The organism is Grimontia marina (assembly GCF_900060185.1).
GTDB lineage: Bacteria > Pseudomonadota > Gammaproteobacteria > Enterobacterales > Vibrionaceae > Enterovibrio > Enterovibrio marinus.
Genome location: NZ_FIZY01000034.1, coordinates 1 through 25,516, shown reverse-complemented (window position 1 = coordinate 25,516; position 25,516 = coordinate 1). Strand labels below are relative to the sequence as shown.

Sequence of the window (25,516 nt, the reverse complement as noted above, 5' to 3'; positions counted from 1 at the left end):
CATGAGCAATGAAATGATTTACGGCATCCATGCCGTTAAAGCCGTACTAGAATCTGATCCGTCCCGCTTCATCGAAGTCTTCGTGCTGAAAGGCCGTCAAGACGATCGTGTATTGCCTGTATTGAATGAGTTGACCCGTCTGGGTATCACTCTGCAGGAAATGGGTCGAAAAGCACTGGACGACAAAGCCAAAGGTGCGTCGCATCAGGGCTTGATTGCTCGTGTGAAGCCAGGTCGACAGTACAATGAAAACGACCTCGACATCATTCTGGATGGCAAAGAAAACCCACTGCTGCTGGTACTTGATGGTGTGACCGACCCACACAATCTGGGCGCGTGTCTGCGTAATGCGGATGCTGCCGGCGTATGTGCGGTCATCGTGCCGAAAGACAAATCGGCACAGCTGAACGCAACGGCTCGCAAGGTCGCAGTAGGCGCTGCAGAAGTAGTGCCACTGGTGCGCGTAACCAACCTAGCGCGTACTATGCGTGCGTTGCAGGAAAAAGGCGTGTGGTTTGTCGGCACGGCCGGTGAAGCGACGCACGATGTATACGATGCGAAACTGACAGGTCCACTGGCGATTGTGATGGGCGCAGAAGGTGACGGTATGCGCCGCCTGACCCGAGAGACCTGTGATGATCTCATCAGCATTCCTATGGCGGGCAGCGTATCAAGCCTGAACGTGTCGGTAGCGACCGGTATCTGTCTGTTTGAAGCTGTGCGTCAGCGCCGCGGGTAACCGCAAGAAAGCAGACTGTTTTCAGACAAAGCAACGCCCGGTGATTTATTTCTCCGGGCGTTGTGCTTTTTGTTGCTATTAGCGGTGCAATTCTGTACTATCCTGCCTCCAAATTCCCGGTCTTTTACTTTCGTTCCTTGCTTCCGCTGGACGACCGGGCCAAGCGTGGAAGCTGAATAATCCGTAAGGAGCAACCAATGCGTCATTACGAAATCGTATTCATGGTGCACCCTGATCAAAGCGAGCAAGTTGCTGGCATGATCGAGCGTTACACTGGTTCTATCAAAGAGTCAGGTGGTCAAATCCACCGTCTAGAAGACTGGGGCCGTCGTCAACTGGCTTACCCAATCAACAAGCTGCACAAAGCACACTACGTTCTGATGAACGTTGAAGCAGAGCAAGCTGTGATTGATGAGCTGGAAACTGCGTTCCGCTTCAATGACGCTGTGATCCGTAACATGATCATGCGTACCAAAGGCGCTATCACTGAGCCATCTGTAATGATGAAGGCTAAAGAAGAGCGCGCACCACGTCGCGAAGAGCGTGCTGAAGCACAATCTGAAGACGAAGCAGCAGCTGAGTAATTTGATTTGATGACCAATCGGATTGAGCTAGCAGGTGCTATCACCCAAGGCCCGATTCGAAAACAGAGTCCTGCCGGCGTGCCCCATTGTCACTTTGTGATTGAGCATCGTTCGGATCAACGGGAAGCTGGATTGCCAAGGCAAGTCTACTGTCGTTTACCGGTCGTAGTGAGCGGGCAAGGGTCGCAAAACAAAACACAGCACTTAGCTTTAGGCAGTAACATCAAGGTAGGCGGTTTTCTCGCTTATCAGACCGGCCGAAATGGCGTAGGCAAATTGGTGTTGCATGCTGATGAAATTATAGACATTTAAGATCAGGAGATAGCCCCATGGCACGTTTCTTCCGTCGTCGTAAATTCTGCCGTTTCACTGCAGAAGGCGTACAAGAGATCGATTACAAAGACGTAGCGACTCTGAAAAACTACATCACCGAAGCTGGTAAAATCGTACCTAGCCGTATCACTGGTACCCGTGCTAAGTACCAGCGTCAGCTGGCACGCGCTATCAAGCGTTCACGTTACCTGGCTCTGCTGCCATACACTGACAAGCATCAGTAATCGGCACTGTCCAAGTTAATAGAGGAATAGATAATGCAAGTTATTCTGCTTGATAAAATCGCTAACCTGGGTGGTCTGGGTGATCAGGTAACTGTTAAGTCTGGTTACGCACGTAACTTCCTTATCCCACAAGGTAAGGCAGTAATGGCTACTAAATCTAACGTTGAGCATTTCGAAGCTCGTCGTGCAGATCTGGAAGCTAAAGTTGCTGAAGCTCTGGCAGCTGCTCAAGCACGCGCTGAGCAAGTTGAAGCGCTGGAAGCGGTTGAAATCGCTTCTAAAGCTGGTGACGAAGGTAAACTGTTCGGTTCTATCGGTACTCGTGACATCGCTGACGCTGTAACTGCAGCTGGCGTTGCTGTAGCGAAGAGCGAAGTTCGCCTGCCAGAAGGTGCACTGCGTAACACTGGTGAGTACGAAGTCAGTCTGCAACTGCACTCTGAAGTATTCGCTACTGTTAAGCTGAACGTTGTTGCTGAGTAATTCAGACACATCGTCGCTTTGAAAAGACCGGCCTTTGGGCCGGTTTTTTTGTGTTCAGAATTTATAAAGCATATTCACGGTAAAAATCGAATCGAGGTTTTTCAATCCCGGCGGTACTTCACTGATGTATTTTTGTGTGGTGGAAAGCTTAATCGCCAGATCGTCAATCAGGCTGGTGGAAACCGATGCCCGCGCTTCAAAACTGGTGTTACTTGGCCCGCAGATGGCAGTAATGCGACCTTCAAACAGCGCGGCCTTTGTCATTTTCCAGGAAAGCTCGGCCTGACCACGCAAAATCGCTTCTTCCACGTCATATGGCAAAATAAGGTCGTCATCATCCAACTCGTCCAGGTTTGGTGACTGATAACGGTAACCGGGACCGACTTCTAGCAGCAATGATAAATCTTCCTGCCAAATGGCCTGATAACCCATTCCTGCTGCGACAGTAAGGTCTTTAAAATAAGGGCCGTATTTATCGTCAAGAAAGCTCACGTTTCCCCACACATAATGCTTGGGGTCAAACTTATAGTTGGCCTGACTTTCGAACTCGCTTTTACGTTTATCTTCTTCGCCGTCTTTTTCAACCAGCAGGAATTTGGCTTCTGAAGTGTGTCGATAGGGTCCCTCGGTGAAGTTGACCCCTAGACGACTGTTGATCGTTAGGGAGTCTGAGTTGCCGGAAAGCGCCTGAAACCCAAGTTCCACTTCTGATTGCCATGGTTCAGGTGTGCTTGCTTTTGCACAAAGAGGGAGTGCCACCAGACAAAACAGAGACGGTTTCAGTAGCGACGACGCCATTTAGGTTACCATTACAACATCAGGAGCCACATTCTATATGAATCCTCCTGCATTTCGTCAGCAACACGTTAAATTGGCAGGCAAAAAAGTCGTGGTCGCTCCAAAGCGCCTACCGATAGTTATTCGTCAGAGGTTCTGGGTATAATGTCGGCCGAATCGACAAGGTAATAAGTAATATGGCAGAGCAACGCAGCAAGCAATTTAATTCCAACAAACCTAAAGACCGTCAGGTTGATGCCCTGAAGGTGCCGCCGCATTCTCTGGAAGCCGAGCAGTCTGTGCTGGGTGGTCTGATGCTCGATAACGAGCGTTGGGACAGTGTGGCAGAAAAAGTGGTTGCTGCTGACTTCTACAGCCGTCCTCATCGGCTGATTTTTGAAAGCACCAAGCAGCTGCTTGATGCAGGTATGCCGCTGGATCTTATTACTCTCTCTGAAAACCTCGAAAAGCATAGCCAACTGGAAGATGTCGGCGGTTTTGCCTATCTCGCAGAGTTGGCAAAAAACACCCCAAGTGCGGCGAACATTGTCGCCTATGCGGATATCGTCCGCGAACGTGCCATGGTGCGTAACCTTATCAGCGTCGCGAATGAAATTGCTGATGCAGGTTATGACCCAGAAGGGCGCACGTCAGAAGACCTGCTCGACATGGCAGAGAGCAAGGTTTTCGCCATTGCAGAATCGCGTACCACGGAAAACGAAGGCCCACAGAACATCGACAATGTTCTGTCGAAAACCCTTGAGCGCATCGAAATCCTGTTCAAATCGCCGCAAGACGGTGTGACCGGTGTGTCGACTGGCTTTACCGATTTGAACAAGAAAACCGCAGGCCTACAGGGTTCGGATCTCATCATCGTGGCGGCACGTCCATCCATGGGTAAAACCACGTTTGCGATGAACCTGTGTGAAAACGCCGCCATGGATCAGGAAAAGCCAGTACTGATCTTCTCACTCGAGATGCCTGCTGAACAGCTGATGATGCGTATGCTCGCGTCGCTTTCCCGTGTTGATCAGACCAAAATCCGTACCGGTCAGTTGGATGATGAGGACTGGGCGCGTATCTCATCGACCATGGGTATTCTGATGCAGAAGAAGAATATGTATATCGATGACAGCTCAGGCCTGACGCCAACAGAAGTGCGCTCCCGAGCCCGCCGTGTGGCGCGTGAACATGGCGGTCTGTCGATGATTATGGTCGACTACCTTCAGTTGATGCGTGTTCCTGGCCTTCAGGATAACCGTACCCTTGAGATTGCTGAGATCAGCCGCTCGCTCAAGGCGTTGGCAAAAGAACTAAATGTGCCTGTTGTGGCCCTGTCGCAGCTTAACCGCTCGCTGGAACAACGTGCAGACAAACGCCCTGTAAACTCCGACTTGCGTGAATCGGGCGCGATCGAGCAGGATGCGGACCTTATCATGTTCATTTACCGTGATGAGGTGTACAACCCGGAAAGCCCGCTGAAAGGCATTGCAGAAATCATCCTCGGTAAGCAGCGTAACGGTCCAATCGGTAGCGTGCGTTTGACCTTCCAAGGTCAGTTCTCCCGCTTTGATAACTACGCAGGTCCTGCGTTTGATGAAGAATAAAACAGAGTTTGTTGAGTATTAACCGCGAGGTGTTATGAAAGCGGCAACAGCAATCATCCATACCGCTGCCCTGAACCACAATATCGACATTATCCGCGCCATGGCGCCGAACAGTCGAACTTGGGCGGCGATTAAAGCTAATGGATACGGACATGGCCTTCTGCCCGTGGCAAAGGCACTTTCTTCTCAGGCCGATGGCTTCGGCGTTGCACGCCTTGAAGAGGCAGTGAGTCTTCGTGCTGGCGGGATTGTGAAACCTATCCTGCTGCTTGAAGGTTTTTATTCTTCTGCGGATTTGCCAACGCTCGAAGCACAGAATCTGCAAACGGCGGTTCATTGTATTGAGCAACTGGAAGCGTTGGAAAAAGCCAACCTAGAACACCCACTCCATGTTTGGCTGAAAATCGATACCGGCATGCATCGCTTGGGCGTGCGCCCGGAATATGTTGCCGAATTTATTGAGCGGCTGAAGGCTTGTCCGAACGTCGCGAAACCTCTTAACTTTATGAGCCATTTCGGCTGTGCGGATGAACCGGAAAAGCCTGTCACGGAGCAACAAATTGCGCTGTTTGAAGAATTGACTGCTGGTCAGCTGGGTTACAAATCGTTGGCAGCATCTTCCGGCAGTTTAATTTGGCCAACCAGCCATTTTGATTATGTTCGCCCTGGAATCAGTCTTTACGGCATTTCTCCGATGGTAGAGCGCTGTGGTAAGGATTTCGGCCTCAAGCCAGCTATGACGTTGACTTCAAGCCTTATCGCTGTGCGTGAAGCCAAGAAAGGTGAAACGGTGGGCTATGGCGGACGCTGGATGACAGATCGTGACACAAAAATCGGTGTGGTGGCAATTGGCTATGGCGACGGATACCCGCGCGCAGCGCCAGATGGCACTCCGGTAGTGATCAATGGTCGACGCGTGTCTTTGGCTGGGCGTGTTTCTATGGACATGATTACCATTGATTTGGGGCCAGATGCGACCGACCGCGTGGGCGATGAAGTGATCCTGTGGGGCGAGGAACTAGCGGTAGAAGAAATTGCCCGTCATGTAGGCACCATAGGCTATGAGCTTGTCACCAACCTCACATCCCGTGTTGACCTGATTTATACTAAAGGCCAATAGGCCCTAGCGTAAGTTGTAAAACGTTTTGAATCTGAATTTTTCTAAAGCCGTAACCCAAGTTACGGCTTTCTTATCTTTGCCATTTTTGCTTTTTCCAAATGGCGCTCTGGCATCGAGTCATCCAGAGTCGGAATCGCTGGATATTGAAGTGGTTCCATTTGTCTTCTCCACTGAAACCTTGGGCTTCTCTGCTGGAATGGCCGGGCTTTGGAAAGGTGCGGGACAGCCTCAAGCCTCGTTGTTTGCAGCAGGGCTTGGCACATCAAAAAGCACTTGGATGGGCTTTGTTGCCGCCAATAATTACATGCTTTCTGCAGATAGTCGCTGGCTGCTGAGTGGGCAGTTTTATGAAGGTGACTTCAAACAGTTTGACTACTATCTGGGTGATGCTGCGTCCAACAACTCTGTCTATGACGATCGTCTGACCGCAGACAGTCGTGATGCCCAGCATCATCTTTCCTTCCGTTATATCCTGCCTTTGGGGGAAGCACTAGACAGTCCGGTTCGTGCTGCGCTTTCCCCTGAGCGAGGCGATGAGGGAAATGCGCCGTGGAACAGCGGCGTCTCTTCAATTGATTTCCGCCCTTTCTACAATGCCCGGACGTTAGACGGTGAGGGCGTTCATGCGCCGAGCGACTTTTCGGATGCAACCGAAGTGTGGGGACTTGAAACCCACTTGAAATGGGATAACCGCGACAGCAGTAACAATCCAACAAAAGGCAGTCTCAGCGAGGTTATTGTTACAGTCGATCCAGGTGCTGATAACAGGGCGAGTTGGTGGAAGTGGGAGTTAAGTCAGAGCTGGTATTGGGATCTCGGCGGTTGGGATGACCTGGCCAATGAGCAAGTTGTGGCATTCAACCTCTATACCTCAGATACGCCAAGCTGGAACGACAAGTCAGAGATAAATGGTGAGTTGGTTTATCGCAGGCCTCCGGAATTCGCCGCAGCCCGTTTAGGTGGTTTGTATCGTCTGAGAAGCTTTCAGTCCGGCCGTTATGCCGACCGATCAGCGCTGAGTTACAGTGCGGAATACCGAGTCATCCCGGAATGGCAGCCTCTGGGCCAGTTACCCGTTTTCAATTGGTATGACGTGCCATGGTGGCAGTGGGTTTTATTTACTGATGTTGGCCGGGTGGCGGATGAGTATGATTTTGGAGTACTACATCAGGATATGAAATGGAGTGCTGGAGGCGCGATGCGTTTTCAGGTAGAGGGAATTGTCGTGCGTTCAGAGTTGGCTACGGGCTCGGAGGAAAGTATCTTCAGAGTTATGATTAACCAGCCTTTCTAATTACTATACAACGCCCCAGATCCGCTCTGGAGCAATATTTGTCGCCCGCTATCAACGGCTACAGCAGTTTTTACTTTTCTGCTTTGCTCGGTACATGGCTTCATCTGCATGCCGGATCAGGGAAGTGGTATCTTCAGCATCGTCGGGACACACAGCAATTCCAAGACTCAAGGTCACTGGGATGGTCGTGCTAACTAATTTAAGGCCGGTTTCGATGGAAACGACCAACTTTTTTGCGATCTCCATGGCTTCATCTGCTTCTTGAATATTGGTGAATAGCAGTACAAATTCATCGCCACCAATCCGGGCAACAAAATCACCATCGCGTAACGCTTCCTGAAAAATACGGGCAGCCGCCTTTAGAACCTCATCACCAATATGATGACCCAGCGTATCATTAACTGTTTTAAAGTTATCGAGATCAGCGAACATAACCGCGAACGGGAAATGCTCTTTGTTGTAACTTTTTGTCATGTCTTGCAGGCGATCTGTAATGAGCTGTCGGGTAGGAAGGCCTGTTAACATGTCATGGTGTGCCATGTAAGTCAGTTCTTTTTGCAGCTTATCTTTTTCGATGGCGTTGGTTTTAAATATCTCTAGTGCTTGGGCCATATGACCGACTTCGTCTTTACGCTCTGATACAGAGATATTGATGTCCAATTCATTGTTAGCAAGGCGGTTCATCATTGATGACATAGCAGCGATTGGCTTTGCTATATCTAAGGCAAGAAAATAACCCATGACAAAAATAACAACCGTTCCTACTAGCACAGATAAGGCTAGCGCACTGACAAAAACGCGAAGAGGGCTCAATATTTCGTCACGTTCTATCTCTGCAATGATAGCCCAATGTAGCGACATAAAATTAAATGGTGCAAAGGCACTGAGTACCTCCACGCCTCTGTTATCTTGCTCAAACTGGATGCCAGAAATACCACTTAGTGCTTTGGCTGCAGTCTTGGAATGAACAGAGGCTTCCAGAATTTTCTCTCCATGAAACCGGGAATTGCTTCGCATTAATTCATCAGGACCAATCAGGACTGTCTCACCAGTTTCCCCCATACCCGCGCTAACTTGCATGACACTATTAATGTATTTGATGGGCATTTGGAAGATTAGAGCGCCTATATACTCCTCACCGTTTCTGTGGATAGGGGTGGCAAAGAAGGCTTCGGGTTGATTAAAGCTTGGCTCATATTTTTCGAAATCAGTAAGGTATGCGTTATCCACAGAGGGGTTTTTGTTCACCATGGTGAATGCCCGGGCCAAATGAGTGTCTTGCCATTTTCCATTGAGAAGATTGGTGGCAAAGTCATCTTCTTTTTTGACCGAATAGAGAATATTGCCCTCTCTATCGACGAGGAAAATGTCATAGTAGCCATGCTCTGCGGCTAGATTGCGGAAGAAAGAGTGATATTTCTTATGGGCTTTGCTATACGCAGAACCGTCTTCAGCGTATAGCAGTGCTTCCTTCTGGCCCACGTCGAACAGGTTATCGGTGATATAGAGAGATTGAAGGGTTGATTGCTGGTTTTCCCCAATGTCTTCCCATGCCTCAGTGATTTCAATCACCGCATCTCTTGTCTGAGGTGAACGGGCGTGAATAAAGAGATCGCGTTTTACCGTATCAAAGTACAGCAGTAGCGACTCTTTCCTTGAGTCGAGCAGTGCAACTAGCTTTGACTCGGCAGAGAGGATGAGTTGTTCTGCTGCGAACTTATAGCTCATTATTCCAGTAATAATTGAAGATAAAAGCGCGAAAGAAATAATAACCAGTGGCAGCTTTCTTGTGATTTTGACGTTTTCTAACATTTGACCCCCGCAAGCCCTTTAGAAATTATAGGAAGCGCATATTCAAATGTGAGAAAATTTATGAATGCCAATTCATATTTTAAGATGATATCACTTTCGCCTTGTTTGAGTTTCTTGGGTTTTAAATACCTTGTAACGTAGCAATTATTCGTCGTATCCCACCGTGGTCACGATGTTCGCCAAAATAAATACCCTGCCAAGTCCCGAGCGCTAATTTTCCATTGCTAATTGGGATCATTATACTTGCTCCCAGCAACGAGGCCTTGATGTGTGCGGGCATATCGTCGTCGCCCTCGTAGGTGTGCTGGTAATACGGTGCGCGCTCCGGCACGAACTGATTAAAGTGTGCCTCCATGTCGCTTCTCACTGTTGGGTCGGCGTTCTCATTGAGTGTCAGACTGGCCGAAGTGTGTTGAATAAACAGGTTTACCAAGCCGACTTCCAAGCTACGAATTTCCGGTAATTGCTTTACCACTTCGTCGGTGATCAGGTGGAAGCCCCTTGCACGGGGACGTAGGCTAATTGTTTTTTGTGTCCACATTTAAAACAACCTGCTTTAAAAAATTTGGGTAGAGTGCGTGACGCTGCGAGTCCAAGTTGGTTAATCGGTCGTCACTGACCTAGCGCAACATTGCAGCAATTTTTTCGTGGCAAACTGTCACGCCCTTTGTGCCTGTAATCTAGTGGCGATATTTTGATATGGCTAAAAGTATACAGGACTTAGAGTTGATGTCGGTGACATCTTGTACTCAGGAACCCTGAAACCTACACCTTCAGGAAGTTTGGGTATACCATTATGCGATTCTGGAGGCTGCCCCGAAACAAGGCGGCCTGCTTCTGTACCGTGGGAAGGCAGTGCCCGCGATAACAGGCTATGTCTACAAAGGAACAATAATTATGTTGAAGTCCATCAATCCGACGCAAACCGCAGCATGGAAAGCGCTGACGGCTCACTTTGAAGATGCGCAGGATTTGACCCTCACCTCGCTTTTCGCCAACGATCCGAACCGTTTCGATAAGTTCTCCGTGCAATTCGGCAACGATATCTTGCTGGACTACTCAAAGAACCTGATTAGCGAGCAAACGCTGGACAAACTGTTCGCATTGGCTGATGAAACGGAAGTAAAAGGCGCTATTGAAGCGATGTTTCTTGGTGACAAGATCAACCATACTGAAGGTCGTTCCGTGCTGCACGTCGCCCTGCGTAACCGCAGCAACACGCCAGTGATGGTAGATGGTGAAGATGTGATGCCAGCAGTTAACGCTGTGCTGGAGAAAATGAAAGGTTTCTCCGAACGTCTTATCAATGGTGAGTGGAAAGGTTACACCGGTAAAGAAATCACCGACATCGTGAACATCGGTATCGGTGGTTCGGATCTGGGTCCTTATATGGTGAGCGAAGCACTGGCAGCCTACAAAACGCGCCTGAACCTGCATTTTGTTTCAAACGTTGACGGAACCCACGTGGCGGAAACCCTGAAAGATCTGAATCCAGAAACAACCCTGTTCCTGATTGCATCAAAAACTTTCACGACGCAAGAAACCATGACCAATGCCTTGTCTGCGCGCGATTGGTTCCTGGCGTCAGCAGAAGATCAGGCGCATGTAGCGAAACACTTTGCTGCGCTGTCTACAAACGCTCAAGCCGTTGCTGAGTTTGGTATCGATACCGAAAACATGTTCGAGTTCTGGGACTGGGTTGGTGGCCGCTACTCACTGTGGTCAGCGATTGGTCTGTCTATCTGTCTGGCAATTGGCTACGACAACTTTGTTGAGTTGCTGGCCGGTGCACACGACATGGATAAACACTTCCAAAGCTCGCCGTTCACCGAAAACCTGCCAGTGCTGCTGGCACTGATTGGTCTGTGGTACAACAACTTCCACGGTGCGGAATCAGAAGCGATTTTGCCTTATGACCAATACCTGCATCGCTTTGCGGCATACTTCCAGCAAGGCAACATGGAGTCAAACGGTAAGTATGTTGACCGCGACGGCAAATCTGTTGATTACCAGACTGGCCCAATCATCTGGGGTGAGCCTGGCACCAATGGTCAGCATGCGTTCTACCAGCTTATCCACCAGGGCACCAAGCTAATCCCATGCGACTTCATTGCGCCTGTTATCAGCCACAACCCGCTGAGCGATCACCATCCTAAACTGATGGCGAACTTCTTCGCGCAAACTGAAGCACTGGCATTCGGTAAAAACCGTGAGCAGGTAGAGGCGGAATTTGCAGAGGCAGGTAAGTCGGCTGAGGAAGTGGCGGATCTGGTACCGTTCAAAGTATTTGAAGGTAACCGCCCAACCAACTCAATCTTGGTGAAGCAAATTACCCCTCGCAGCTTGGGTGCGTTGATTGCGATGTACGAGCACAAAATCTTCGTGCAGGGCGTGATTTGGAACATTTACAGCTTTGACCAGTGGGGCGTAGAGCTGGGCAAACAGCTGGCGAACCAAATTCTGCCCGAACTGGCAGATCAGGATGAAGTGACCAGCCATGACAGTTCTACTAATGGTCTGATAAACGCGTTCAAACAATGGCGTGCATAAACACTAAACTCTGAACGTAAGAAAACAAAAAACGCCGCATCGATGATGCGGCGTTCTTATTGGATTTGTTAGCTTAATCGAAGCAAATTTCGATATAAGCGCGGCCATGCTCACATTCGAATGGCATGATAATTATTTGGCCTTCGCTCTTATGGGTGATGGTGTGCTCTCGGCCAGACACCACAACCGGAGTCGCCATGTCAAAATCAAAGCCTTTTTCTGCCAGCAAGCGTTTGGCACCTCCCGTCACCATATTGGTGATTTCACCGACCATGTCGGTGACATCCGCATTGATTGAGCTTGGGCGCTCACCTAGCATGCGGCTCATGATTTCCAGTGCCAGCTTTTCTTCAAACGTAACAGAGAAAGAGCCTTTGGTTTTTGGGCCCACCATACCAATCAGTCCTGAAACATCGCCTTTGGCGATTTCAGATGTTTTGAGCTGAGGTTTTTTCGGCGTGATTTCCAACTGCGCCATGGTAGTCAGCACGTTAACCAACGAAGATAAAAAAGGGTTTACAAATTCAGCGCGCATAATTGTTATTTACCGTCCTACTGCATTTTATGTGTCGCCACCTGGCAGGCGTGACAGGTTCCATGTGTTTCAACAACGTGATGACTCACCGCAAAGCCAACCTGATGGGCCTTTTGCTTCAGTGCTGTCGACAGGGTATCGGCGTGACACTCTTCGACAGCTCCACACGAGTCACAAATCAATAGCTGTGAACAATGTTGCTCATGTCCAGGGAGGCAGCAAGCAATAAAGCTATTTGTTGACTCCACTTTGTGCACAAAGCCCTGAGACAGCAAAAAATCGAGCGCGCGGTAAACCGTTGGTGGTTTGGCTTGCGGCTCTGTTTCCCGCAATACGTCCAGCAAATCGTAGGCGCTGATAGCCCTTTTACTCTGAACGATAATCTCATATACCCGCTCACGTTGTGTCGTAAGTCGAACACCTCGTTGCTCGCAAAGTGACTGAGCCCGGGCAATTAAATGTGAAAGATTGGCCATAAGACCTCAAAAATCAGGCTGAGGGCTACATTCTATCACAGCAAACAAATCACGCATCCGCCAAGCCGTGACCGTGGTATGCCTTTAGATAATTGTAGATTATAGACAAGCATCCGATTAGTGAGACACGCCTCGTTTTAGGTAGTTCATTACAAGTCAGCAAACTCTCTCACTTAATAGTGTGCTCACGGCACAGTAACTCTCCACCTTCCAAGTCCAAGGTTTCTTTGGTTAATTTGCAGAAGAATACACCATCAGAGACGGGCTGATGAAACTTACAGGTTTTGCAAACCCCAAAACTAGCGCTGTTGGTGGCTTTTTGCATGCTTCGCAGTAAGGTTTCGAGTTGTTCGCGCAACGCCTCACTGTCGTTGCCCAATTGCTCCAATCCATTTATCAAAACAACGGGGGGAATAGCCTTACTCGCGACCTCTTTTCCTTTTTCTGTTAACACCAAATGGGTGACACGGCGATCATCAGGGTCTTTTTCCTTGTTCAGGAAGCCTTTCGACGCCAGCAGGGTGATGGATTGAGATGTGGTGCCTTTTGTGGTCCCTAGAAATTCAGTGACAGCAGCAGGTGTGTCACTGAATTTATTGCAACGGGAAAGGTAATAAAGCACCTCAAGGTGCACTGGATGAAGGCCATATTCCACACCCACAAGACGCACTTCATTTCGGTGCAGAGTGACAATGCGTTCCAGGATGTCAGTTAATGGATTGATGGTGCTCATGTATCGTCTCTGTTTGCCGACAGTTTTTATTCGAAACTACAACTCTTAGTTGACAATTCTAGCAGGATACGTATTTTGAATATAGTTTCGATACAGAACTATATTGCAGAGGGATCTCATAATTGAAAATTAGGCATGACTATGAGTAGTAGTCTGAAGCCCTAGTATTCCATTTAAATCAATAGGTTATTTCACTATTATTCCTAAAGGGTTGTTTTTCAACCGATCTGCGTGACTGTTTTTAAAGCGATTAACAAGGAGATAGAAATGGCAATACATGTGTACGACACTTATGCGACGGCATCTTCCGGCAAAATTATGCACTTTGATGTATTACTGAGAGAGAAAAACGACGAATTGGCAGTGAAATATGCCAAGGCTTGGCTCGTTGAGATTGGTGAGGCGGATGCCACAGTAAAATCTGGCAACTGTGCGTTTTGCCATACCACTGCTGACTTGCCCGAATTTGATGGTGAGATCAACGAAAAAGGATATGCGATATACAAGCTGGAAGGATGCCCTGTGTGAAGATGGGGAAATCCTTGAGAAATAAAGGGTATAGCATTGAGCTATGCCCTTTTTGTTTCTGACGGCAGGTGGGATGTTGGTGTGCCGCACCTTCACAACTTGGGCAAATGCAAGAGTTAAGGTAGAATCCGCACACTTTTTTATCAGGTACTGCAATCGGACGGTGCTTTCGCATGACCAAATTCAATGAGGTTTATCCATGCTGAACGAAACAACTGACATCCAAAACTCATCATCAGGCTTTCTGTCTGAGAGTGTGTCCAACCCGTCAGCTCGTTTCAGTGTGGCGCCGATGCTGGATTGGACTGATATGTTAATTTAATCATTGTTTTATAATTTTTAGGGGAGACTATAGTAGATCCCTTTGAGTAAAGTCCCCCTCAGTTCCCCTGACTTAGTTCCCCTCACCTGATACTGCCATAGCGTTCAAACTGAAACGTTTTGTTAGCACGAATGCTTGTCCTTTGTATTTGAGCCGAGGATAAGAGCACTCCAAGATGGTTACCTTTTGGCAAGCACTGTACTCGTGTTTCCATTGCTTTGGGTTCATGCGAATCAAGCGGATACTTTCATCCACTCGGCAAAACCCTTTCTCGCTGTCTCAGCCGAACTAAACCAATTTAGCCTGTTTTTTTATTGATATTTCCCTTGCCTGATTATTCAGTTTTAAGGGATCAAATTTTATCCAGTATGAAACGTCATTTCGGTTGGCTTACTTCGTCAAACTGCTTTTGGTTATCTGCAGTTGGCGAAGATTGAAGTGAATTAGGTCATAAAGTGCTTATTTTTTAATTGTCTGTTTTAAATGGAATATCACTTATATTTGAAAAAACATGAGAACAGATACTTAGACATTTTGATGTGAATCAGTTCCTGATTTGTAGTCATGTGTATTAACCCATCGCTGCACTATTCTATTCAGCAGGCAGATACCGCTGAGTTATTTCATAACTAGAGTAAGGATTGTTCTATGGGTAAACACAGACAATGTTGGCCATTTATTGCTTCACTGATGGCAATATGTGCTTCGGGACTTCACGCCGAGATGATCGCTTCAGACCAAACCGGAGAAGCGTTGCTAGAGCTACTTCAGCGTGATTACAAACCACAAAAGACGCTCAACTATGGCAACGCACGTGAAAAAATGTTTTCAGAAATTGATAACGAAAACGGGCAGGTAAAGCTTGTATATACCGGTGTGTATTTTCCGACCACGACTATCCCCAACCATAACATCGTCAATACTGAGCACACATGGCCTCAATCAAAATTCAAAGGTTCCCGAGACAGATCTATGATGAAATCAGATCTGCATCATCTCTACCCAACCTTCAGCAAGGTCAATGCAGAGCGCGGCAGTAAACCTTTCGCAGAAATCCCCGACAATCAAACCAAAAAGTGGTGGGTGAATGATAATGGCGTGAGTGCTATCCCAACTCAAAACATCGACTTCTACAGTGAATCAACAACCGGAAAATTTGAGCCTCGGGAAGATCATAAAGGCAACGTCGCCCGAGCGATGGCATACCTCTATACCGTTTACGACCTTCCTCCTGGCAGTGAACGCTGGTTTGAAAATCAACTCGATACCCTTTACAAGTGGCATCAACTGGATCCCGTAGACGATAAAGAGCTCAAACGAACAATGGCGATTGCTGATATCCAGGGAACAGTTAACCCATATGTCGTCGATGAAACATTGTTTGGCCGTGCTTTAATGGGAGCAATGTCTGCTAATGGGATTCAGCCCAATACCGACATGACACCACTGGTGCCCCTAAATGAAACATTTGGTGTATGGAGTGGAGAAGTCAAATTAAAAATCACCACTTGGAACCTTGAACATATGATGAGCCGTGAACGTTTTCAGGAATGGGCAACGTTCTGTGGCAGAGATGACGTAAACTGGGACGATAACGTTGCCAAGAGTAAAGGTAAGCCCCGTCATTTAACTTACTGCAACGCCCACAGTGGTTTAAATTGGCCAGCAAATACCAAACAACAATCATTGCCACTAAGAACGATAGAAGCATTTGAACAGAAAGTCGCTGCACTACAAGAGCGTGCCATCGAACTGGATTCTGATGTATACGCTTTTCAAGAGGTCAGTGACGCTGAGGCTATCGAAAGCATCTTACCTAAAAACGAGTATGTAGTGATGTTTGAAGCTGTCGATGGGGTGCCTATGCAGGTGGGTTATGCAGTACGCAAATCGTTGGCAAAAAACGCCTCATATTCATTGGTGGAAAGTGTATCGGTTTGCAGGAAGGAAGATAGGGTCATTCTCGAAAACCCTGCCAGTTGTAAACCTTCCGCCTATCGAACTCGCCCAGGACTTGAGTTGACCTTGGGTGTGAATGGCGAAATGGTGAAAATACTTAATGTACATCTCAAATCTAGTTGCCGGTCAGACCCCGTTAGCCAGCCAAGAACCGGAGCTTCTGAACGAAACATTGAGGGATGTCAGATGCTACGTGACCAGATACCAGCATTAGAGGCATGGATTGACCAACGTGCAACCAATGGAGAGATGTTTATTTTGCTGGGAGATTTCAACAGAGACTTTGTAAAAGAGTTCCGCAACAAAATGACAGCGCGATTGGATGGTTCAAAACCGTCAGATCCTATATTGCCAAACACTCAAATTGGCTCAGTGTTTCATGAGCTTAATGATAATTCTCCTGAAGGTGCCAAGCTTCATTTGGAATGGCAGAAGATAGATGGTGAGTACAAATATGACTGTCCGTCTAAAGAGGGGTATGTTGAAAAAGTCTATTCGTGTCATCGCGGTATCGACCATATCATTGTCGGAGATAGTCTCTTTACTTCGTTAACGGATTCACCGGAGAAGATTTATGCCAAAGGTGCTGACTACGGAAGAGGTGCGTATTGCGGTGACCAAGCAAGGCCATCTGATCATTGTCCTGTAACCGTCGAGTTGTCGATGCCAAATGCGGCGAAGTGAAGCAATAAGTGGCTGGGCTCTCATATTGAGAGCCCATATTTTCACAAGCCCAATTTTTTGCAGCTGACTCAGATTTGGACAATTTCGAGTTAGGTGTTGCGTTCGCCACAGTCCAATTCGGATAACTAAAACTATGGCGGCGCTCGCCTGTCAATCAGTGACCGGCGGGCATCCTCTCTGTACTCATCCGAGCAATTTACTTAATAAAGGACGGGCTTGTTCAACACCCAAATAAAGTGTCGGCTACGCGACACTTATTCTTATTTGTTATGTTACGTATCGTTACACATCTTCAATTGTTACTGCACCGAAAACGCCGGAGAGTTGCTCTAGAAAATAACCAAGAAAACTAAAGTAATCCCCAGAGCGATGGCAATACAACCCTTTACTAACAATTCTGATTTCAAACATCATTTTTCAGCCTTCAAACTCTGAAACTGTCCAAAGATCCTTTTCAAATTGAAGCCTTACTGTTTTATTAAGATTATTAATAAATGATTGAATTTCTTCTGTGCTTTGATATTCAAATTCGAATGTTTGAGCTAAGCCCACAATCTCTCCTCAGTAACATAACGCCCGGTTCACCGCGCAAATTTTGTTGGCGGCTTTTTTGGAACAAAAAAGGTGACAAAAAAATTGTCCGGTGGAGCCGTTTGTTATAGCCAATTTCAGGCTACCGCCTTATTTATTTGCTTAACGATATTATCGCGGGCATTTTGCTTTTTAAAGATTGTTGGAATATGCAACAGAAAGCTTGCCCACTTAAACTTTTCGGTTTTTCTTTCATTGGATGCAATGTAATCACGGAGGTCCACTGCGGACTCGCGATTAAAGGCCCAAAGCACTTCACCTTTGTAGCTGAATGAATAATAAGCATCCTGAGGCCATTGAAGAATATATGGTTTTCTTGTTTGGCAATGGCTACAAGAAAATGCTCCAAGATCGAGGCCATGATTTCTGGTTAAGTACTTAGAGTGAGACCAATTTTCGGGGGAATAACCGTCAGGTAAGTCAGTGATAGCGTTAATCGAGCCACCATGCAAGTTAGCGAAATAGATAGCGCCGTGCCATTTATGCCCACAACCATCTTTAAAAATTGAGTATTCAAAGATGTCACTTTGCTTGAAAAATGGGACATCTTTTTTCAGTGAAATTTTGACGACCTCAGCAAACTCGAAGATACAATGACCACCACAAGCAGGGCATTTAATCTCTACTTTGTGAGGCATGGGATTCCAATCGTATGTGCCGGTCATCTCAGTTCCTTTAAGCTATAAACGTTCGAATAACGGGCGTTTACTAACTTTAAAATCGGCATTTGGAGAAACACCCCAAAACGGCTTGCTACGGTATTATGCGACATCTTTGATTAAACTGTTTGTATTAACAGTGAAAATTCTACTCAGGTGACAGAAGCGGTTGCCTATCTGCACCGTTTTCCTTTCGGTAGCTCCGTCGAGCGTGAAGACGTCACCGCAAAGCAGGTGCTAGGGGTGTTTCTCAAAGGAAAATACTATGTGGTGTTGGATAGGGGGAAGGTGGTGAAGGCATGAATAAAAGTCCCCCCCCCTCAACTCAGTTGTGTCTAACGCTTAACTAGATGGCTGACGGCTACCACGAGCATAAACGGACCGTCGCAAACACAGAGCAAACATTAAAGAAAATTCGCCAAGAACGGCCAGTCCATATTAATCACTTTTCGATGTTAATTAATTGCTTGAATCATAGAGTGATTTCAAGATAGGAAGCGCATCACTCTCTTGATATTCAATCAAAGTTGTTTCAGCACTTCCGATTACCGTTGTCAAAGCACCATTAGGAATAGGTATAAAGGTTTCCAGATTCCCCGTCCATTCCGCGTAATACGTTTTTCCAGATTCAAAGTTGCCTTTCAATATCGCTGGTTCAAACCAGTCAGTAGAGTTTACTTTTGGCATTTTCAAGGTATGTTCCCCTGGAGAAAGTTCCACCCTCAAAAAACCGCCGTTTTGCAAGCAACCAACGTTAATATCGTCTAGCAAAACAGGTCTACAGATTATGGCTCCTACGAAAGAACTTTGCCTCATCAAGTAAATCGAGCTGGTTCCTTCATCAGTGAATGCTGGAGCAACAAACTTTGCACCCTTAGACGCACATCCACTTAAGGTGAGCAAAGTTAGGGCAAAAATAGTAGATGTATATATTTTTCTCATATGCATTAGATATAAAATTGTCATAAGAATTAGCATTGTATACAAATAACCAACATCGGTCTAACGTCGCAATAACAGGCGCTTACCAAAACTGCTTAATCCCTTGTATTCACAACACTTTGAAAAGCCGCCGCAGTGACAAAGCGCCCCGTTCATTGCCTGGTTGAAAATTTATATTAATCAGATAGATAGAGTAAGAATGAGTCTACATTATGTTGAATTCTATCTTTTGAGTCTTCAAACGCTGGGCATAATTCAGGCGCCAAATGACACTCTTCCCACATCCTTTTCACCTTTAGCAAGTCTTCATCTGTAAAACTAAACTTTTGCTCATTCAGAATATTATGAGCACTCCATTTACATTCGTAATTCGAATAAAATAATATTCTAAAAACATCTAAAAATTTTGAGCTGCAGTCATGGGTTTCAAGGGCATATGCGAGTGTTGCACAACATTTAGGATCAACTGGATTTAAAACGCCTTCAATGAGAGGGTCAACTGCTCGTTTATCGCCAATATCTCTGAGAGCCAAAGCTGCTCCATTTCTAACATCAGCATTTACGGAATCAAGACACTCGATAAAGAACAGAGATACCGCATCACCCCCAATATCTACTAATTTATCTGATGTCTTCAAGAGCGAGTCCCAGTCGGAACAAAGAAACTGGTCTTTGAGTGCTTCAACTTCCGTATCTACTGCGTCCATTGTTGAAATCCCCCGTTCGCGTCGAGTTTTTTATAACAGTGTATTCAACCCCAAAATGGGCGATTAAACACCCCTAAACGGCTTGCTTCGGTATTATGCGACACCTTTGCATTTACTGTGTGTATCAACAGTGGAAAAGCATGTTTCGGATTATAAAAAGTAGGGTGAATAGGAGACTTTTCAACACCTCATCAAAAATGATGCTGGCTCACTTTGGGGCAGAAACGAGTTAGTGAAGACACATAAAGACGCCGGTAATGTTGTTAGCTTTCATCTCTTCCTCATCGCTCCATCGAGCAGCCTGCTACGTGCATTTGGAAATGTATTATAGGCTTTGCTTAGAGTGCGATGGAGTGAGCAAATCTTTGTAATAGTGACATTACTCATAAGGTCATTGATGTGGACACTTCGAGTTGTTCAGGTGGAAATCTCGACAATATCAAATGCTCTTTTTACTGTGGGTACGGCTCATTTGAATTTTCTATCCAACACTAGATTGAATGAGCTTGCTAACCTTTTGTTTTGTAACTTCGTTACAACTGCAGTCCAGTTCAACCTCGCTTACTATTTTTCCGATACTAAGCGGGGTATTTTTTGTCCCGACTTTACATGTCGTTGCCCTGAGCATCATGCCGTCCGTTTTGAAATTCTTCTGTCATAACAAAATTGCGGTGGTGCCAGTACTGATGCGGGCTGGCCGCTTTTATTGCTGATCGTCGCTTTGATCGTCCGATCCTTTAATTTGACCACGTAAAATGCACACTCTGTTTTTTATCAATGACTTAGGTTTATCGCCGTCGCTTTCGGTGATCCTTGAAACTGAAAAACACTGAAAAAAAGCGCATTTTTCGAAATTCCTTATCGTCAGCGAAACCCCAACAGCCGTGCGGGTTGGCGGTATGTTTTTGCACAAATCAAAACTGAAAAAAAATTCAGATCCTGAACCTCGCGGGAGGGGAGGAGGAGTGCGTTTTACGTAGCAGAACAGTTCACGTCAGCGCTTTACGTGATGATTGTTTGGAGGGGTGTAACATGCTGACTATTTGTTTGGTGTGGCGGGGTAAAATAATTTAGCGCCTCTTTATGAGGCGTCTAGTCATTTTGTTTTACGTAGGTGTTTTTCCGCTTGGCTATCTGGCATTTACCAGCGTTGGATTATGGTGCGTATCCTGTAGTTGAGTTGCCATTTTATCAAACCAGCCCAGTTTACTATTAGCTATTATGTTGTTTGGTATGGAATTGGCTGTGTTTGTAAGTGCGCTCAGCGCGGGTTGGTCGCGGTGGACTTACCTTTCCAGGCAAGTCCGCAGCTCTTCATTCAGCTGGCTCATTTTCTCCCAGGTTTCGTTTTTTACCAGGATGTGCCCTTCGAGGGTCACGCCAAGCGGCGGTAGGAAGTAGGAGAGGGATCTTTGCGTAAGTTCGGCAAAGTCATAGATAAGGTCAACTTTGGGTACCGTCTTTGCGCTTTCAAAGTCCAGATAAGTTTGTCTGGCTATACCCATCCTACGAGCGCACTCGGCTTGTGTGAGTTTGTTGGCCATGCGGGCTTCCTTCACCACATGACGAAGATGTGCTTTGAGTGTTTCTTCGTTTCGGCGTTCCATTACTACTTCGCTAACACCAATAAGGGAGGCGCATTTTATCACTGGTTTAGCTTATTAAATATGTGATCAGTTCTTTATTGGGGTGAGTTCAATGTTTGGATCTAATATAAAAAAATACTTATTCTCTCTAACTAGTAGCGAATGTATGGCTCTTTTGAATAATTTTTTTGTGATTATCTATAGTAATATCATGGGAATTAAACTTGAATTATTAGTCTTGGTTATGGTTAATGAACTAAATAGATGATATTTTTATTGGTTAATTTTTAGTCAATCAATAATTTGTGCGATGCATATCTAGTTTACTGTTCTTATATTTATGATATTTTTAATGAAGGCTATTCCAATTTGTCTCATTTTGAGAGTAAATTTGGTTTCGTAGTTAATTTCAGCTAATTAGTTTGTTGGTAGTTTAATGAATAAAGTTATTGAATTCTCGGATGATTTTAAAGTTGAAGTAGAGGTTAATGAGGATGAGGTTTTTGAAATTTCAAGTGGAGTTATTGTAGAAAACTCAATTGATAAAATTTCAGAATTAATTACTAGGACAGTTTCTCCTGTATATGACGCTTATAAAAAAATAGAAGAAAAATGTATCGTAGATTCTACAAAGATAACTGTAGGAGTAAAGTTTGGTGCTTCTGGGAATGTGTTTGTTGCTAAAAGTAGTGCTGAGGCAAATATTAGTGTAGAAATTAATATAAGGCCAAAGAATGAATAATTCAGTTTTAAAGGTTTCATGTACTGGTAATAATGCTTTTGGAACATGTTTTGCCATATCAAACACAAAAAATAGTACTTTATTCCTGACATGCGGTCATGTCATTAACGATTGCAATAGTGGCGATATATTGGTAGATAATCGTCGTGCAGTGGTTGTTGAAAACTTGTATGCCGAAGGTCTAGATCTGGCTTTACTTAAAGTTGATGACTTTATCATTGAACCGCTCAGTTTTTGTGGAGCAGATGATGATCAATGTCACGAAGTTGTTGGCTTTACTAACTTAGGAAGTGATATAAAAAAAGAAAAGATCAGCAAGCTAAGAATAAAAAACGATATAGAAATAATAAAAAAAACCCTTGATGTTAAAGTTAATGCTATAAAAATATATGCAGATGAGGAAATTTCTAAGGGATATAGTGGCTCTCCTATAATCAATACTAATAGTGGAAAAGTAGTAGGTGTTATTTCATTAAAAGTTGGTACGTCTACTAACTTTGGTATAGCTAATAGTCATATTAATGATCTTCATGAAATAGAAATATATGAAACAAGTAGAGTTAATAATAAAAAATTGAACTCTGAACTCTCTACTGAGGAAATATATTATATTGAAAAAATTTTAGATAATGAATTTCAAGAGGGATTAAACTGCTTTTCATCTAAAAACCCTGTGTGGAATAAACCTAAATTACATTCTTTTGATGAGATTGATGTAAAAGGTAGTGTTAAAGGTTCTTCTATTGAAGTAGACGAAATAATTAAAGAGCCAAGATCTATTGTAATTAATTCTTATCAGCAGCATGGTTTGTCATCATTAGCAAAATATATTACGAAAAAAGCATGGGAAAGTGATGTTAGAAGTTTTTGGTTATATCTGGATGTCAATGATCTAAAACCTCATAATAAAGACATATTAAAGGTGGTAAATAGGAGGCTAAATAAACTAAAACTTAAAAGAGAAGATGTGTCTTGTGTAATTATTGATGAAGTTTCTACTTCAGTAAAAGAAATACAAAAAATCTTATCAATTATAAATGATATATTTATAGATCTTCCATTATTGATCATGATGTCAAAAGTAGATAATGACCTTATTAACGAGGAAATAGACTATGATAAGATAAGATACTTTGAAAATAAATATTTATGGTCACTGAATAGAAGTGAAATAAGGAATATTGTAACATGCTATAATAGTGATAAAAAATATATAGATGAAGATGAAATAGTTATATCTAAATTAATATCTGACCTACAAGTTTTAAATATACCAAGAACTCCCCTCAATTGTCTTACTTTTTTAAAGATATATGAGTATGACTTTGATGAAACTCCCATAAATAGAACAGAGATGATTGGGAAAATATTATATTTGCTATTTAATGTAGATCTAATTCCTAAGTATAAGTCTCGTCCTGATTTAAAAGATGTAGAGTTTGTTCTTGGCTATTTATGCGAGAAATTTATACGCGATCATTTATTTGAGTTCACGCGAGATTACTTTGTGAGTGAGATTAGTAACTTTTGCTATGATTCTGATATAGATATTGAAACTGATGTTATATTTGACGTTCTTTACTCTAATGGAATTATTATTCATCGTCGTGATCGATTTTGTTTTAAGTTTTCATATTGGGTTTTATATTTTGCTGCTCATAGAATGCATCAAAATCATGATTTTGAAAATTTTGTTTTATCTGATATGAACTATACATCTTATCCGGAAATTATCGAATACTATGCTGGTATACGGCGTAATAGTAGTAAGGTTTTAGAAGTTCTATATGAAGATATTAGCAAGACTAGAAGTAACGTAGAAAACAAATGTAATATGCCAGATGACTTTGATATTTATTCAGAGCTACTCTGGAGCCCAACAGATGAATCGCTAAGTAGTGTTAAGAATATGTTGGAGGCAGGAGCTAAAGGTTCTAGACTTCCAAATGAGATAAAAGATCATTATGCAGATAAGTCATATGATTCTACAAAGCCGTTGAGTCAAACTATACATAAAATTCTAGAAGACTATTCATTCTTAAGATTAATGAGGGGAATTCATTCTGCTTCTAAAGCTTTACGTAATAGTGATTATGCTGATTCACGTCTACGTCATAAATTGATGTCTGAAATTGTTTATAGTTGGGAGCTTATTATTAAGTTTCAAGTGTTATTATCACCAATTATATGTAGAGATAAATATGTGACTGTTGATGGTGCAAGATTTGGTCTAAAGGATTGCTTTAGTGATGATTCTACAGAAGCAATGATGGAACTCATTCCTGTTATACCAACTAATGTTATTAGATGGTTTCAAGATGATATTTTCTCAAAGAAGATGGGTTCTTTTTTCTATAAGAATTTTAAAAAGCATGATCGTGCCTTAGCTTTACACACAATAGCTTTGCTTGTTGTTGCAAAACGTCCTATTGATTGGGATATATTTATTGATACTTATATAAGAGGATTGGATAAAAACTCTTACTATTTAAGTAGTATTTGTGAGGAGCTATATGAACAGTATCAGTTTAGTTTCGCTTCATCTAAGGAGCTTAGTAGTATTGAAAAGTTAATTAAGCTGTCTATTGCGAAGCATGATGGCGTGAGAAGGTTAAATGCTAAGTCCATCAATAAGGTTGAGATAGGTGTCTCGCCTCAGCGTGTAGAGTAACTTCAGTATATTATACATAGTTTATGGATGATCCTAGTTTCCCAAAATATTCAGCTTATGTGTGACCAGATAGAATCCTACAAACCTGCGATCGGCTATAGCCGGTCGCTTCTGCGATTTCTCTCAGGCTAAGGCCTTTTTCTCTATAGTTTTTCACTTTCTGGTGCCGTTCGGTATCGGCTCGTTTGCCTTTGTACTTGCCATTAGCTTTGGCGGCTTCTATGCCCTGGCGTTGTCGCTCTCTTCGGGTTTCGTAGTCTTTTCTGGCCATGGCGGCCATCAGCTCTATTAGCATGTTGTTAATGGCATCCAGCACAGCTTTGATGATGGGGTCATTGTGGGTGAGGGCGTTGTTGTCGAGTGCCTGCCAGCTGGTCGGTACGTCCATGCTGACAATGCGTATGCCTTTTTCCTCAATCATGCGCTTGAGCTGTTTCCAGTCGTGGTCGTTAAGGCGGGTGAGGCGGTCGATTTGTTCAACGAGCAGTATGTCGTTTGCCTGTGTGTCGGTCAGCAGGCGGTTTAGCTCTGGGCGGTCAAGTTGGGTCCCGCTGATGTTTTCGGTGTAGTAACTGGCAATGCGTTGGGCATGCTCTTGGGTGAACTGGTCGAGGGCGCTTTTTGCCCGTTCGGCATTTTGTTCATCGGTCGAGGCGCGAAGGTAAGCGCGAATAAACATGGTTTGTCTCCCTGAAGTTGGCCAACGTCGCATTTAGGTGGTCGCAATAGGTAGTGTCGCATTTAAGTGGTCACATTGCCAGTTTTTGTATCAGGGTAGGGTGGTCGCGTTGGGGTATGCTCTAAAAAGTAGGTGTAGTATAGTTGACAACTAAGCAGTGTATACAGATAATATACACC

General features: G+C 44.6%; 27 protein-coding genes. 15 read left to right on the top strand and 12 right to left on the bottom strand.

Features of this window, described 5'->3' with window-relative positions; translation table 11 throughout:
- Window position 1: 1 nt before the first annotated feature.
- From rlmB to rplI, 5 genes are all read left to right on the top strand, one after another.
- Window positions 2-739: a 23S rRNA (guanosine(2251)-2'-O)-methyltransferase RlmB gene (rlmB, locus tag GMA8713_RS16630; protein WP_002539410.1), complete on the top strand. Its 738-nt coding sequence runs from the start codon at window positions 2-4 to the stop codon at window positions 737-739.
- A gap of 197 nt (window positions 740-936) precedes the next feature.
- Window positions 937-1,323, top strand: a complete 387-nt coding sequence (gene rpsF, locus GMA8713_RS16625; protein WP_002539412.1) for a 30S ribosomal protein S6 — start codon at window positions 937-939, stop codon at window positions 1,321-1,323.
- Window positions 1,324-1,332: 9 nt separating this feature from the next.
- Window positions 1,333-1,635 carry a primosomal replication protein N gene (gene priB, locus GMA8713_RS26880; protein WP_039850121.1) on the top strand — a complete coding sequence of 101 codons (303 nt, stop codon included), beginning with the start codon at window positions 1,333-1,335 and terminating at the stop codon, window positions 1,633-1,635.
- 17 nt (window positions 1,636-1,652) lie between these two features.
- The gene (rpsR, locus tag GMA8713_RS16620; RefSeq protein ID WP_002539422.1) at window positions 1,653-1,880 is read left to right on the top strand and encodes a 30S ribosomal protein S18; all 228 of its coding nucleotides are present in this window, start codon (window positions 1,653-1,655) and stop codon (window positions 1,878-1,880) included.
- Window positions 1,881-1,913: 33 nt separating this feature from the next.
- Entirely contained in the window at window positions 1,914-2,363 is a 450-nt protein-coding gene (gene rplI, locus GMA8713_RS16615; RefSeq protein WP_062712349.1) for a 50S ribosomal protein L9, read from the top strand.
- 54 nt (window positions 2,364-2,417) lie between these two features.
- On the opposite strand, the gene GMA8713_RS16610 is transcribed toward rplI, so the two are convergent.
- Window positions 2,418-3,161 (bottom strand): DUF481 domain-containing protein, encoded by a 744-nt coding sequence (locus GMA8713_RS16610; RefSeq protein ID WP_062712346.1) that lies wholly within the window; start codon window positions 3,159-3,161, stop codon window positions 2,418-2,420.
- Between the two features lie 176 nt (window positions 3,162-3,337).
- Here GMA8713_RS16610 and GMA8713_RS16605 point away from each other — a divergent pair, with 176 nt between their 5' ends.
- The 3 genes from GMA8713_RS16605 (at window position 3,338) to GMA8713_RS16595 (ending at window position 7,161) form a co-directional block, all read left to right on the top strand.
- Entirely contained in the window at window positions 3,338-4,747 is a 1,410-nt protein-coding gene (locus tag GMA8713_RS16605) for a replicative DNA helicase (RefSeq protein WP_046302979.1), read from the top strand.
- A 34-nt stretch (window positions 4,748-4,781) separates the two neighbouring features.
- Entirely contained in the window at window positions 4,782-5,867 is a 1,086-nt protein-coding gene (gene alr, locus GMA8713_RS16600) for an alanine racemase (protein ID WP_062712341.1), read from the top strand.
- Window positions 5,868-6,003: 136 nt separating this feature from the next.
- Window positions 6,004-7,161, top strand: coding sequence for a BamA/TamA family outer membrane protein (locus GMA8713_RS16595; RefSeq protein ID WP_232314465.1), 1,158 nt, complete (start codon window positions 6,004-6,006; stop codon window positions 7,159-7,161).
- Window positions 7,162-7,212: 51 nt separating this feature from the next.
- Here GMA8713_RS16595 and GMA8713_RS16590 read toward each other — a convergent pair whose 3' ends face one another.
- Together GMA8713_RS16590 and GMA8713_RS16585 are read right to left on the bottom strand one after the other, a co-directional pair.
- A complete protein-coding gene (locus tag GMA8713_RS16590; RefSeq protein WP_232314464.1) occupies window positions 7,213-8,889 on the bottom strand; it encodes a GGDEF domain-containing protein in 1,677 nt (558 codons plus the stop codon).
- Window positions 8,890-9,094: 205 nt separating this feature from the next.
- Window positions 9,095-9,514, bottom strand: a complete 420-nt coding sequence (locus GMA8713_RS16585) for a secondary thiamine-phosphate synthase enzyme YjbQ (protein ID WP_062712331.1) — start codon at window positions 9,512-9,514, stop codon at window positions 9,095-9,097.
- 356 nt (window positions 9,515-9,870) lie between these two features.
- Here GMA8713_RS16585 and pgi point away from each other — a divergent pair, with 356 nt between their 5' ends.
- The gene (gene pgi / locus GMA8713_RS16580; RefSeq protein ID WP_062712329.1) at window positions 9,871-11,523 is read left to right on the top strand and encodes a glucose-6-phosphate isomerase; all 1,653 of its coding nucleotides are present in this window, start codon (window positions 9,871-9,873) and stop codon (window positions 11,521-11,523) included.
- Between the two features lie 73 nt (window positions 11,524-11,596).
- On the opposite strand, the gene GMA8713_RS16575 is transcribed toward pgi, so the two are convergent.
- The 3 genes from GMA8713_RS16575 to GMA8713_RS16565 form a co-directional block, all read right to left on the bottom strand.
- Window positions 11,597-12,058: a chemotaxis protein CheX gene (locus tag GMA8713_RS16575; RefSeq protein WP_062712328.1), complete on the bottom strand. Its 462-nt coding sequence runs from the start codon at window positions 12,056-12,058 to the stop codon at window positions 11,597-11,599.
- 17 nt (window positions 12,059-12,075) lie between these two features.
- The gene (gene zur / locus GMA8713_RS16570) at window positions 12,076-12,534 is read right to left on the bottom strand and encodes a zinc uptake transcriptional repressor Zur (protein ID WP_062712327.1); all 459 of its coding nucleotides are present in this window, start codon (window positions 12,532-12,534) and stop codon (window positions 12,076-12,078) included.
- Between the two features lie 169 nt (window positions 12,535-12,703).
- The gene (locus GMA8713_RS16565) at window positions 12,704-13,267 is read right to left on the bottom strand and encodes a MarR family winged helix-turn-helix transcriptional regulator (protein WP_062712326.1); all 564 of its coding nucleotides are present in this window, start codon (window positions 13,265-13,267) and stop codon (window positions 12,704-12,706) included.
- A 267-nt stretch (window positions 13,268-13,534) separates the two neighbouring features.
- Here GMA8713_RS16565 and GMA8713_RS16560 point away from each other — a divergent pair, with 267 nt between their 5' ends.
- The 3 genes from GMA8713_RS16560 to GMA8713_RS16555 all read left to right on the top strand — a co-directional run bounded on the left by GMA8713_RS16560 (window position 13,535) and on the right by GMA8713_RS16555 (window position 16,760).
- The gene (locus GMA8713_RS16560; protein WP_062712325.1) at window positions 13,535-13,795 is read left to right on the top strand and encodes a DUF2024 family protein; all 261 of its coding nucleotides are present in this window, start codon (window positions 13,535-13,537) and stop codon (window positions 13,793-13,795) included.
- Between the two features lie 199 nt (window positions 13,796-13,994).
- A complete protein-coding gene (locus tag GMA8713_RS28455; protein WP_269747456.1) occupies window positions 13,995-14,117 on the top strand; it encodes a hypothetical protein in 123 nt (40 codons plus the stop codon).
- A gap of 648 nt (window positions 14,118-14,765) precedes the next feature.
- On the top strand, window positions 14,766-16,760 hold the full coding sequence (locus GMA8713_RS16555) for an endonuclease (protein WP_062712324.1): 1,995 nt from the start codon (window positions 14,766-14,768) through the stop codon (window positions 16,758-16,760).
- Window positions 16,761-17,177: 417 nt separating this feature from the next.
- Here the strand turns inward: GMA8713_RS16555 and GMA8713_RS28450 are convergent, their stop codons facing one another.
- Window positions 17,178-17,312: a hypothetical protein gene (locus tag GMA8713_RS28450; protein ID WP_269747455.1), complete on the bottom strand. Its 135-nt coding sequence runs from the start codon at window positions 17,310-17,312 to the stop codon at window positions 17,178-17,180.
- A 116-nt stretch (window positions 17,313-17,428) separates the two neighbouring features.
- Entirely contained in the window at window positions 17,429-18,016 is a 588-nt protein-coding gene (locus GMA8713_RS16550; protein ID WP_062712323.1) for a hypothetical protein, read from the bottom strand.
- A 150-nt stretch (window positions 18,017-18,166) separates the two neighbouring features.
- On the opposite strand from GMA8713_RS16550, the gene GMA8713_RS27395 reads away from it, so the two are divergent.
- Window positions 18,167-18,313 (top strand): hypothetical protein, encoded by a 147-nt coding sequence (locus GMA8713_RS27395; protein ID WP_157515654.1) that lies wholly within the window; start codon window positions 18,167-18,169, stop codon window positions 18,311-18,313.
- Window positions 18,314-18,469: 156 nt separating this feature from the next.
- Here the strand turns inward: GMA8713_RS27395 and GMA8713_RS26875 are convergent, their stop codons facing one another.
- The 3 genes from GMA8713_RS26875 to GMA8713_RS16535 all read right to left on the bottom strand — a co-directional run bounded on the left by GMA8713_RS26875 (window position 18,470) and on the right by GMA8713_RS16535 (window position 21,266).
- On the bottom strand, window positions 18,470-18,976 hold the full coding sequence (locus GMA8713_RS26875; protein ID WP_198159530.1) for a DUF2846 domain-containing protein: 507 nt from the start codon (window positions 18,974-18,976) through the stop codon (window positions 18,470-18,472).
- Between the two features lie 152 nt (window positions 18,977-19,128).
- On the bottom strand, window positions 19,129-19,659 hold the full coding sequence (locus GMA8713_RS16540) for a HEAT repeat domain-containing protein (RefSeq protein WP_062712321.1): 531 nt from the start codon (window positions 19,657-19,659) through the stop codon (window positions 19,129-19,131).
- Window positions 19,660-20,945: 1,286 nt separating this feature from the next.
- Window positions 20,946-21,266 carry a helix-turn-helix transcriptional regulator gene (locus GMA8713_RS16535; protein ID WP_062712319.1) on the bottom strand — a complete coding sequence of 107 codons (321 nt, stop codon included), beginning with the start codon at window positions 21,264-21,266 and terminating at the stop codon, window positions 20,946-20,948.
- 415 nt (window positions 21,267-21,681) lie between these two features.
- On the opposite strand from GMA8713_RS16535, the gene GMA8713_RS16530 reads away from it, so the two are divergent.
- Both GMA8713_RS16530 and GMA8713_RS16525 read left to right on the top strand, forming a co-directional pair.
- Window positions 21,682-21,987, top strand: a complete 306-nt coding sequence (locus GMA8713_RS16530; RefSeq protein WP_062712317.1) for a CU044_2847 family protein — start codon at window positions 21,682-21,684, stop codon at window positions 21,985-21,987.
- Window positions 21,980-24,658: a S1 family peptidase gene (locus GMA8713_RS16525; protein WP_062712316.1), complete on the top strand. Its 2,679-nt coding sequence runs from the start codon at window positions 21,980-21,982 to the stop codon at window positions 24,656-24,658. Before GMA8713_RS16530 ends, GMA8713_RS16525 begins: the two co-directional genes overlap by 8 nt.
- Window positions 24,659-24,713: 55 nt before the next feature.
- Here the strand turns inward: GMA8713_RS16525 and GMA8713_RS16520 are convergent, their stop codons facing one another.
- Window positions 24,714-25,337 carry a recombinase family protein gene (locus GMA8713_RS16520; RefSeq protein WP_062712315.1) on the bottom strand — a complete coding sequence of 208 codons (624 nt, stop codon included), beginning with the start codon at window positions 25,335-25,337 and terminating at the stop codon, window positions 24,714-24,716.
- Between the last annotated feature and the right edge of the window lie 179 nt (window positions 25,338-25,516).

What these genes read in the sequence shown, in the direction of transcription:
- rlmB (WP_002539410.1), top strand. Translation starts at nt 2, where the DNA reads ATGAGCAATGAAATGATTTACGGCATCCATGCCGTTAAAGCCGTACTA.
- rpsF (WP_002539412.1), top strand. Translation starts at nt 937, where the DNA reads ATGCGTCATTACGAAATCGTATTCATGGTGCACCCTGATCAAAGCGAG.
- priB (WP_039850121.1), top strand. Translation starts at nt 1,333, where the DNA reads ATGACCAATCGGATTGAGCTAGCAGGTGCTATCACCCAAGGCCCGATT.
- rpsR (WP_002539422.1), top strand. Translation starts at nt 1,653, where the DNA reads ATGGCACGTTTCTTCCGTCGTCGTAAATTCTGCCGTTTCACTGCAGAA.
- rplI (WP_062712349.1), top strand. Translation starts at nt 1,914, where the DNA reads ATGCAAGTTATTCTGCTTGATAAAATCGCTAACCTGGGTGGTCTGGGT.
- GMA8713_RS16610 (WP_062712346.1), bottom strand. Translation starts at nt 3,161, where the DNA reads ATGGCGTCGTCGCTACTGAAACCGTCTCTGTTTTGTCTGGTGGCACTC.
- GMA8713_RS16605 (WP_046302979.1), top strand. Translation starts at nt 3,338, where the DNA reads ATGGCAGAGCAACGCAGCAAGCAATTTAATTCCAACAAACCTAAAGAC.
- alr (WP_062712341.1), top strand. Translation starts at nt 4,782, where the DNA reads ATGAAAGCGGCAACAGCAATCATCCATACCGCTGCCCTGAACCACAAT.
- GMA8713_RS16590 (WP_232314464.1), bottom strand. Translation starts at nt 8,889, where the DNA reads ATGAGCTATAAGTTCGCAGCAGAACAACTCATCCTCTCTGCCGAGTCA.
- GMA8713_RS16585 (WP_062712331.1), bottom strand. Translation starts at nt 9,514, where the DNA reads ATGTGGACACAAAAAACAATTAGCCTACGTCCCCGTGCAAGGGGCTTC.
- pgi (WP_062712329.1), top strand. Translation starts at nt 9,871, where the DNA reads ATGTTGAAGTCCATCAATCCGACGCAAACCGCAGCATGGAAAGCGCTG.
- GMA8713_RS16575 (WP_062712328.1), bottom strand. Translation starts at nt 12,058, where the DNA reads ATGCGCGCTGAATTTGTAAACCCTTTTTTATCTTCGTTGGTTAACGTG.
- zur (WP_062712327.1), bottom strand. Translation starts at nt 12,534, where the DNA reads ATGGCCAATCTTTCACATTTAATTGCCCGGGCTCAGTCACTTTGCGAG.
- GMA8713_RS16565 (WP_062712326.1), bottom strand. Translation starts at nt 13,267, where the DNA reads ATGAGCACCATCAATCCATTAACTGACATCCTGGAACGCATTGTCACT.
- GMA8713_RS16560 (WP_062712325.1), top strand. Translation starts at nt 13,535, where the DNA reads ATGGCAATACATGTGTACGACACTTATGCGACGGCATCTTCCGGCAAA.
- GMA8713_RS28455 (WP_269747456.1), top strand. Translation starts at nt 13,995, where the DNA reads ATGCTGAACGAAACAACTGACATCCAAAACTCATCATCAGGCTTTCTG.
- GMA8713_RS16555 (WP_062712324.1), top strand. Translation starts at nt 14,766, where the DNA reads ATGGGTAAACACAGACAATGTTGGCCATTTATTGCTTCACTGATGGCA.
- GMA8713_RS16550 (WP_062712323.1), bottom strand. Translation starts at nt 18,016, where the DNA reads ATGACCGGCACATACGATTGGAATCCCATGCCTCACAAAGTAGAGATT.
- GMA8713_RS26875 (WP_198159530.1), bottom strand. Translation starts at nt 18,976, where the DNA reads ATGACAATTTTATATCTAATGCATATGAGAAAAATATATACATCTACT.
- GMA8713_RS16540 (WP_062712321.1), bottom strand. Translation starts at nt 19,659, where the DNA reads ATGGACGCAGTAGATACGGAAGTTGAAGCACTCAAAGACCAGTTTCTT.
- GMA8713_RS16535 (WP_062712319.1), bottom strand. Translation starts at nt 21,266, where the DNA reads ATGGAACGCCGAAACGAAGAAACACTCAAAGCACATCTTCGTCATGTG.
- GMA8713_RS16530 (WP_062712317.1), top strand. Translation starts at nt 21,682, where the DNA reads ATGAATAAAGTTATTGAATTCTCGGATGATTTTAAAGTTGAAGTAGAG.
- GMA8713_RS16525 (WP_062712316.1), top strand. Translation starts at nt 21,980, where the DNA reads ATGAATAATTCAGTTTTAAAGGTTTCATGTACTGGTAATAATGCTTTT.
- GMA8713_RS16520 (WP_062712315.1), bottom strand. Translation starts at nt 25,337, where the DNA reads ATGTTTATTCGCGCTTACCTTCGCGCCTCGACCGATGAACAAAATGCC.